The 7694-nt window shown below is 64.7% G+C and carries 8 protein-coding genes; 6 read left to right on the top strand and 2 right to left on the bottom strand.

Features of this window, described 5'->3' with window-relative positions; translation table 11 throughout:
- Together WBH99_RS08335 and thiD are read right to left on the bottom strand one after the other, a co-directional pair.
- The coding region (locus WBH99_RS08335) for a thiamine phosphate synthase (RefSeq protein ID WP_424219622.1) at positions 1 to 254 on the bottom strand (254 nt) is incomplete at its 3' end.
- The gene (gene thiD, locus WBH99_RS08330; RefSeq protein WP_424219621.1) at positions 247 to 1095 is read right to left on the bottom strand and encodes a bifunctional hydroxymethylpyrimidine kinase/phosphomethylpyrimidine kinase; all 849 of its coding nucleotides are present in this window, start codon (positions 1093 to 1095) and stop codon (positions 247 to 249) included. The genes WBH99_RS08335 and thiD, both read right to left, overlap by 8 nt.
- Before the next feature lie 102 nt (positions 1096 to 1197).
- Between thiD and WBH99_RS08325 the strand changes: the two genes are divergently transcribed.
- The 6 genes from WBH99_RS08325 to WBH99_RS08300 form a co-directional block, all read left to right on the top strand.
- Positions 1198 to 1383 (top strand): rubredoxin, encoded by a 186-nt coding sequence (locus WBH99_RS08325; RefSeq protein WP_424219624.1) that lies wholly within the window; start codon positions 1198 to 1200, stop codon positions 1381 to 1383.
- A gap of 136 nt (positions 1384 to 1519) precedes the next feature.
- Entirely contained in the window at positions 1520 to 1882 is a 363-nt protein-coding gene (locus WBH99_RS08320; protein ID WP_424219623.1) for a response regulator, read from the top strand.
- A gap of 27 nt (positions 1883 to 1909) precedes the next feature.
- Entirely contained in the window at positions 1910 to 2275 is a 366-nt protein-coding gene (locus WBH99_RS08315; RefSeq protein WP_424219620.1) for a response regulator, read from the top strand.
- 11 nt (positions 2276 to 2286) lie between these two features.
- On the top strand, positions 2287 to 2802 hold the full coding sequence (locus WBH99_RS08310) for a chemotaxis protein CheW (protein ID WP_424219619.1): 516 nt from the start codon (positions 2287 to 2289) through the stop codon (positions 2800 to 2802).
- Between the two features lie 14 nt (positions 2803 to 2816).
- On the top strand, positions 2817 to 4991 hold the full coding sequence (locus WBH99_RS08305) for a methyl-accepting chemotaxis protein (protein ID WP_424219618.1): 2175 nt from the start codon (positions 2817 to 2819) through the stop codon (positions 4989 to 4991).
- An 11-nt stretch (positions 4992 to 5002) separates the two neighbouring features.
- Positions 5003 to 7694 (top strand): Hpt domain-containing protein (locus WBH99_RS08300; RefSeq protein WP_424219617.1); only part of this gene is annotated, 2692 nt, incomplete at its 3' end.

The raw sequence follows: 7694 nt of genomic DNA, 5'->3' as shown, positions 1-7694 counted from the left end.
GCCCCGACCGCCTGGGCGAGCGGCACATCATCGTTGATGATCAAGCCGGCGGCGTGGGTGCGGCAGAGCGCGCCGAGGAGCGCCGCCTGCCGGCGCCGCAGGTCGGGATCGGCCGCCTTGTTGCGGTACTGGATCCAGCGGCAGCCGCCCGCCAGCACGGCCGGTACCGCCGTCAGCAGGGCGGGCGTCGCCAGGCCGTCCGGAGTGATGGCATAGAGCCCCGCCAGGGGGGGATGCCGGCGCAGCTCAGCCATCTTCCGGGGAGGACTCGGCTTCACCCCGGGCCCAGAACAGGCGATCTGGAATGAACTGCCCCATGCCGGGGCGAAAACCGTGGGCCAGGGTCTGCCAGGTGTATTCCTGGGCCTCACGCACCGCCTCCCCAATGTCGTAGCCGCCAGCCAGACAGGCCGCAATGGCCGATGCCAGGGTGCACCCGGAACCGTGGTAACTGCCCGGCAGGCGCTCCCAATGATCCTGGCGTATCAGCCCATCCTCACCGTAGAGGGAATTGGTCACCCGGCTTGTCTGCTCGTGGGCCCCCGTCAGCAAGACATAGCGGGGACCATAGGCCAGCAGCCGGGCGGCCACGCTGGACAGATCCTCCTCCGGCGCCCCCTCCTCATCCCCGTCTTCTTCCACCAGGCGCCTGCCTTCCAGCGTATTGGGAGTGACCACCGAACACTGGGGCAGCAGCAGTTCCTTCATGGCGGCACGGAGATCCTCATTGGCGAACTCATCGCCCCGGCCCGAAGCCAGCACCGGATCGAGCACCAGGGGAATATCGGGATAGTCCGCCACGATCTCCGCCACCGCCACCACGTTCTCGACACTGCCCAGCACCCCCACCTTGAAGGCGGCCACGGGCATATCCTCCAGCAAGGATCGCGCTTGCCGCTCCACCGTCTCGGAATCCACGGGGTGCACGCTTTCCACCCCCACCGTGTCTTGCACGGTCAGGGCGGTAATCACCGCCAGAGGGTGGCAGCCAAGGCTGGAGAGGGTGAGGATGTCGGCATGAATACCGGCGCCACAGGACGGATCACTGGCCGCAAAAACCAGCACCAGGGGAGGAACGGGAAGGATAGGAGTCATGAACTTGCCGCCGAGACTGGCGGAAATGTAGCGAAAGAAACGACGATTGGGTAAGATTGACGACGATTCTACCCGAAAGCGCCTTGAACCATGTCCGAACTGATGGATTTGACGACACGCAGTGCCAGGACCTGGACCTGTCTGCTCTGTGGCTGGACCTATGATGAATCGCTTGGCATGCCGGCGGATGGCATCCCCCCGGGAACACCCTGGGACGAGGTGCCCATGAGCTGGACCTGTCCGGAGTGCGGGGCGCGCAAGGAAGATTTCGAAATGGTCCAGTCATGAACCATTCCGGCTTACACTTCGCTTTGTTCTGAAGTTTTGTTCTGAAATGACCCGGCAATGACACGACAATGACACGGCACCCGGGGTCGAGGGGAAAGAATTGACGGACATCACAAACCTGCGCGGCATAAAAGTCATGGTGATCGATGACAGCAACACCATCCGCCGCAGCGCGGAAATTTTTCTCGTCCAGGCCGGCTGCCAGGTGGTGCTGGCCGAGGATGGTTTCGACGCCCTGGCCAAGATCGCCGACCACCAGCCGGACATCATCTTCTGCGACATCATGATGCCCCGCCTGGACGGTTACCAGACCTGCACCCTGATCAAGAAGAACCCCCGCTTCCGGAATACTCCGGTGATCATGCTGTCCTCCAAGGACGGCCTGTTCGACCGGGCCCGGGGCCGGATGGTGGGGTCGGATCAGTACCTGACCAAACCTTTCACCAAGGACAGCCTGTTGCAGACGGTGGCGAGCTTTGCCCCCCAGGGCGTCCAATAAATCATGTTAGCTAGGGAGACGCTGTAAATGCCTGTTCGAAAAATCCTCGTGGTAGACGATTCCCCCACGGAACGTTTTTTCATCACCGACCTGCTCACCAGAAACGGCTATCAGGTCATTACCGCCGAAAATGGTGAAGAAGGCATCGCCAAGGCCAAGGCCGAGCTGCCGGACCTGGTGATCATGGACGTGGTCATGCCCGGCCTCAACGGTTACCAGGCAACCCGGACCCTGACCCGGGACGAAGTCACCAAGAACATTCCCGTCATCGTCTGCACCTCCAAAGGGCAGGAAACCGACAAGATCTGGGGGCTGCGTCAAGGAGCGATGGATTACCTGGTGAAACCGGTCAACCCGGAAGAGTTGCTGCAAAAAATCTCCGTGCTGCCCTGATCGACGCCCCCATGGCACGACGCATCAGCCTGCGCGAATTCCAGGAGTACCTGTCCCGCCGCCTCTCCGGCGTGGCGCAGGGTGACCGCGCCGCATCCTTGCTCGGCATCCAGGCCGGGCAGAGCCGCTGGCTCCTGGACCTGTCCGAATCCGGCGAGATCATTCCCTTGCCAACGCTCACTACCGTGCCCTTGACCAAGCCCGCCTTTGCCGGTCTGGTCAATATCCGCGGCAACCTCCATGCCGTCACCGACTTTCCCGCCTTCATCGGCGAGGAACCCACACCGCCCCACAGTCCTGCCGCGCGCCTGCTGCTGGTCGGCGCAAAACACGGCAATAACGTAGCCCTGCTGGTTTCCCGTCTGCTCGGCCTGAAAAACCCTGCCGATTTTGAAGCCGCCCCCGCTTCTGGCCCGGCTGCCGCCTGGAACGCCGCCACCCTCCTGGACCCGGAGGGAAATACATGGCATCGACTGGATCTGAAAGCCCTGCTTTTAGACCCGAATTTCATGAATATCGTGGCCTGACCACGGAGATCAACATGGCCTTCAAGCTGAACCTGCCCAAACTGTCCTTCGGAAAGAACAAACCCGCGCCCGACAGTGACATGACCATTTCCCCGGACCACCCGCCGGTCAAGCCCGCGCCGCGCCGTGCGACCAAGCCGGCCAAAAATACAAAAATCACGGGCAAGGGCGGCGGGCTGTTGGCGGGCAGGCCCATCATCCAGCAAATGAAGATCCTGGGCGGTGGCCTGGTGGTGCTGCTCGTCATCATCGCCACCCTGGTTTTCGAGGACCTGCGCAGTGACGCCCACGGCACCGCCTACCTGAGTGCGTCCGGTGAAATGCGCATGCTCTCCCAGCGCCTGGCCAAGGCCTCCTCGCTGGCCCTGCAAGGCAATCCCGTCGCCTTCAGCCAGCTCAAGGAATCCCGGGAAACCTTCTCCCACCTGCTGCAGCAACTGACCCTCGGCGGCCAGATCGGCGACACCGAAGTCCCTGCCTCTCCCGCCAGCGTCCGGACCGAACTCGATGCCCTGCGCCAGCACTGGGCCAGGATCGAAAAGGATGCCGCCACCCTGATCGCCCAGGAAAAGAACCTGGTCGGCCTGGGCAGGAATGTGGCCTCCATTGACGGGCGCAACCCCGAACTGCTCGAACTTTCCGAACAGGTCGCCGCCCTGAAGCTGCAAACCACCACCAACCCGCACGAGATTGCGGCCGCCAATCAACTCGTGATGCTGACCCAGCGCATTGCCAAGAACGCCAGCGCCATGCTGGGTGGCGACACCATCAATCCGGAAGTCGCCTTCTTGCTGGGCAAGGACACCAACGCCTTCAAGGACACCCTGGAGAGCCTGCGGGGCAACCCCGGCAACAATCCGGAAACCAAAGAAAAGCTCGACCAGCTCGCCGCCGTGTTCAACGACTACCGCGAGGCGGTGGGCGGCATTCTCGGCAACATGCAACCGCTGGTGCAGGCCAAGCAGGCCGGGGTCCGCATTTTCCGCGACAGCGACACCCTCCTGGCCGAAGCGGACCAGCTGACCGCCGCCTACCAGCGTGAATACGGTTCCCGCGGCCGGTTCATCCTCAGCGTCACCCTCCTCACCATCCTGGCCGTGGTTTTGCTCGTCTGGCTGGGCAAGATCTACCTGGACGACACCCGCCGCCGCGCCGAAGAATCCGAGCGCCTGCGCCAGGCTTCCGAAACCGCCAACCGCCAGAACCAGGAGGCCATCTTGCGCCTCATGAACGAACTGGGCGACCTGGCCGACGGCGACCTGACCGTGACCGCGACCGTGTCCGAAGACATCACCGGCGCCATCGCCGACTCCATCAACTACACCATCGAAGAACTGCGGGTACTGGTGGGCCGCATCAACGACGCCGCCAACCGGGTGACCCAGGCGACGGAAATCGCCCGCCGGACCTCCGCCGAACTGCTGGAAGCGGCCGAAAAGCAGGGCTCCGAAATTGGCGTCGCCGGCAGTTCCGCCCTGGAAATGGCCCAATCCATGAATGCCGTGTCGGGTCATGCCAACCAGTCCGCCCAGGTGGCCCGCGCCTCTCTGGAAGCCGCCGAGAAGGGCGCCACCGCCGTGCAGGATTCGATTCGCGGCATGAACGCGATCCGCGAGCAGATCCAGGAAACCTCGAAGCGGATCAAGCGCCTGGGTGAATCCTCCCAGGAAATCGGCGAAATCGTGGAACTGATTTCCGACATTACCGAACAGACCAATGTGCTGTCCCTCAATGCCGCCATCCAGGCCGCCTCCGCTGGCGAAGCCGGACGCGGCTTCACCGTGGTGGCAGAAGAAGTGCAGCGCCTGGCCGAACGCTCGGCCGAAGCCACCAAGCAGATCTCGGCCCTGGTCAAGACCATTCAGACCGACACCCAGGATGCCGTGTCCGCCATGGAACAATCCACCCAGGGTGTGGTGGAAGGCGCCAAGCGTTCCGACGCCGCCGGCCAGGCCCTGGCCGAAATCGGCCAGGTGTCGCGCGACCTTGCCGACCTGATCGAAAACATTTCCGCCGCCACCCAGCAGCAGGCCCAGTCCGCCACCCAGGTGGCCAGGCTGATGCAGGACATTCTGCGCATCACCGAACAGACCACGACCGGTACCACCCGCACCGCCGAGGCCGTGGATGAACTTACCGCCCTGGCTTCCGAACTGAAGGGTTCGGTCGCCGGCTTCAAGGTCAGCTGAGAACCCATCGCATGAATGCAGCCACGAACTTCGACCTGGGACCTCTGACCTGGGTCAAGGGAGAGATCGACCTTGCCCTGGAACGGGCAACTGAAGCCCTCCAGCAATTCCAGCAACAAGGTGATGTCACCCAGCTCAAGTTTTGCCGCACCCACCTGCACCAGGTGCACGGCGCGTTATCGATGGTAGGCCTGGATGGCATCACCCAGATCAGCGCCGCGCTGGAAAACCTGCTGCTGGCCCTGGAAAACGGCGAAGTGCCCAACCCCGGAGCCGCCCCGGCCACCATCCAGGACGCCTTTGCCGCCCTGCGCCAGTATCTGGACAACCTGCTGGCCGGCGAACCCGATCAGCCCCTGCGCCTGCTGCCCACCTACCAGGCCCTGGCGGCAGCCCTGGGCCAGCGTCCAGCCAACCCCACCGACCTGTTCTTCCCGGATCTGAACCTGCGGCCGCCCAAGCGTCCAGCCGAAACTCCCCTGACCCAGGAAGAACGGCTGAAACTGATCCGCTCCGAACGCAGCCGCTTCCAGAAGGGGCTGCTGGCCTGGTTACGCCAGCCCGAGGGCAGCACGGCCAGTAACGAAGGCCTGGCCCTGATGCAAGAAGCCCTGCGCCGCATCGAAGCCACCCAGGCTTCCCCCTCGGCCCGGGCCTTCTGGTGGGCCGCCCTGGGCCTGGTCACCGCCTTGGCGCATGGCGCCAGCCAGGCTGGTGACGCGCGCTCCCTGTGCGCCCGCATCGACCTGCAGATCCGCCGCCTGCTGGAAGGCAACCCCGGCGTGGCCGAACGCCTGCTGCGCGACTGCCTGTTCTTCGTCGCCCACAGCCCGGCCCAGGCCGACCCGCTGCTGGCGGAAATCCAGCAAACCTACCAGCTCAAGACCCTGATCCCCAGCAGCGACAGCCGCAAACCCGGGGCCAGCGTCCCGCATGAAGCCACCCTGCGTCGCCTGCGGGAAACGATTGCCACCGCCGAAGAACAGTGGAACCGCTTCTGCTCGGGCAGCGCCTCGGCCCTGACCGCCTTCGTGGAGCAGACCCACCACAGCGCCCAGTTCGCCACCGAGCTGGAAAATGCCGAACTCAACCGTCTCGCCCAGGCCCTGAACGCCGCTGCCGACTGGCTGGCCCAGCAACCCTCGCGCCAATCCGATGGCGTGGCGATGGAAATCGCCACCGCCCTGCTGCTGATCCAGACCGCCCTGGAAAACTACGCCCGCCTGGGTCAGGACTTCGCCCAGCAGGTCGACCTGATGGTCAAACGCCTGCAGACCTGCATGGCAGGGCAGATTCCCCAGGACAGCGACATTCCCCTGCTCGATGAAATGTCCCGCCGCGCCCAGGAACGCCTGCTCATGGCCCAGGTCGCCCGGGAAATCCAGAGCAATCTCGCCCAGATCGAACAGACCCTCGACGTTTACTTCCGCGACACCAGCAAACGCCCGGACAGCGGCGCCCTCGAAAGCCCCTTGCGCCAGATTGCCGGCGCCCTCACCATCCTCGGACAAGACGCCGCCGTGGCCTACCTGCGGGACTGCGAACGGCAGATTCTCCGTTTCGCCCAGGCCGGCAGCGAACCCGAAGCAGGTGCTTTCGAAACCGTGGCCCAGCAACTCTCCACCCTCGGTTTCTTCGTCGACGCCCTGCAGCATGGCAACACCGACTTCCAGTCCTTCCTCGACAATCTCCAGGGCAAATCCGCCCCGACCGGGGAAATGGCGGAGGCCAGCTCCGAAGAAACCACCGAACCCCCCGGCGCCTCGGTCGAAAGCCAGCTGAATCGGCTCAAGGCCGAAACTCAGGCCCTGCTCGAAGCCCTCCATGCCGCGCCGGACGACCCGGCCCTGCGCGACGACCTGCAGGCCCACCTCCAGGCCCTGCAGAAGGATGCCGACCTGGTGGCAGACCAGGCCCTGCTGGCCCAGGCCAAGGCCGCCCTTTTTGCCCTGGCCAGGAAGCCGGGCGAAGAAGCACCGCAGATGCAGGCCATTGCTGAAGCCCTGGCCCCGATCGGCGCCCAGCCCGCAACCCCGGCCCCCTCCGCCGAAACCTTGCAGCTCGCCCAGGCCAGCACCGACGAGCTCGATGCCGAACTCCTGGAAATCTTCCTGGAAGAAGCCCGGGAAGTGCTTGCCACCATCGCCAGCAATCTGGCCATCCTGCGCCGGCAACCCCACGATGTGGACACCCTGACCACCATCCGCCGCTCCACCCACACCCTGAAAGGCAGCGGTCGCATGGTGGGGCTCAAGGACCTCGGCGAAACCGCCTGGGCCGTGGAACAGACGCTCAACCAGTGGCTGCGCCAGGAACTGGAAGTCACGCCGGAACTGCTGGAGATGCTCGCCCTCACCCACCAGGTCTTCAGTGTCTGGGTGGAACACCTCTCCAGCGGCGACGGGCTGATGCCCGACCCCACCCCGCTGATACGCCTGGCCGAACAACTCCGCGGCGTGAAAGAAACACCGGAAGCATCCGCCGTCCCGCCGCCCGCTGCCGCACCCGTTCCGGAAAGCCCTGCCGCCCCGGCGCAGGAACGCACCACCGATTTTCCCCTGCCGGATCTGGCACGCGCCAGCCTCGACAGCGCCCCCCCGGCCGGCGAAGCCGGCACAGCCGGGCCACCGCTCGAACTCAGCCTCGACGTGCTGGACAACGCACCCGCCATGGCACCCGAACCGGAGGCCGAACCCGAACCGG

Source organism: Azovibrio sp. (genome assembly GCF_049658005.1).
Lineage (GTDB): Bacteria > Pseudomonadota > Gammaproteobacteria > Burkholderiales > Rhodocyclaceae > Azovibrio.
The sequence above is the reverse complement of the archived record's forward strand: the minus strand, read 5'-3'. Positions and strand labels throughout refer to the sequence as shown.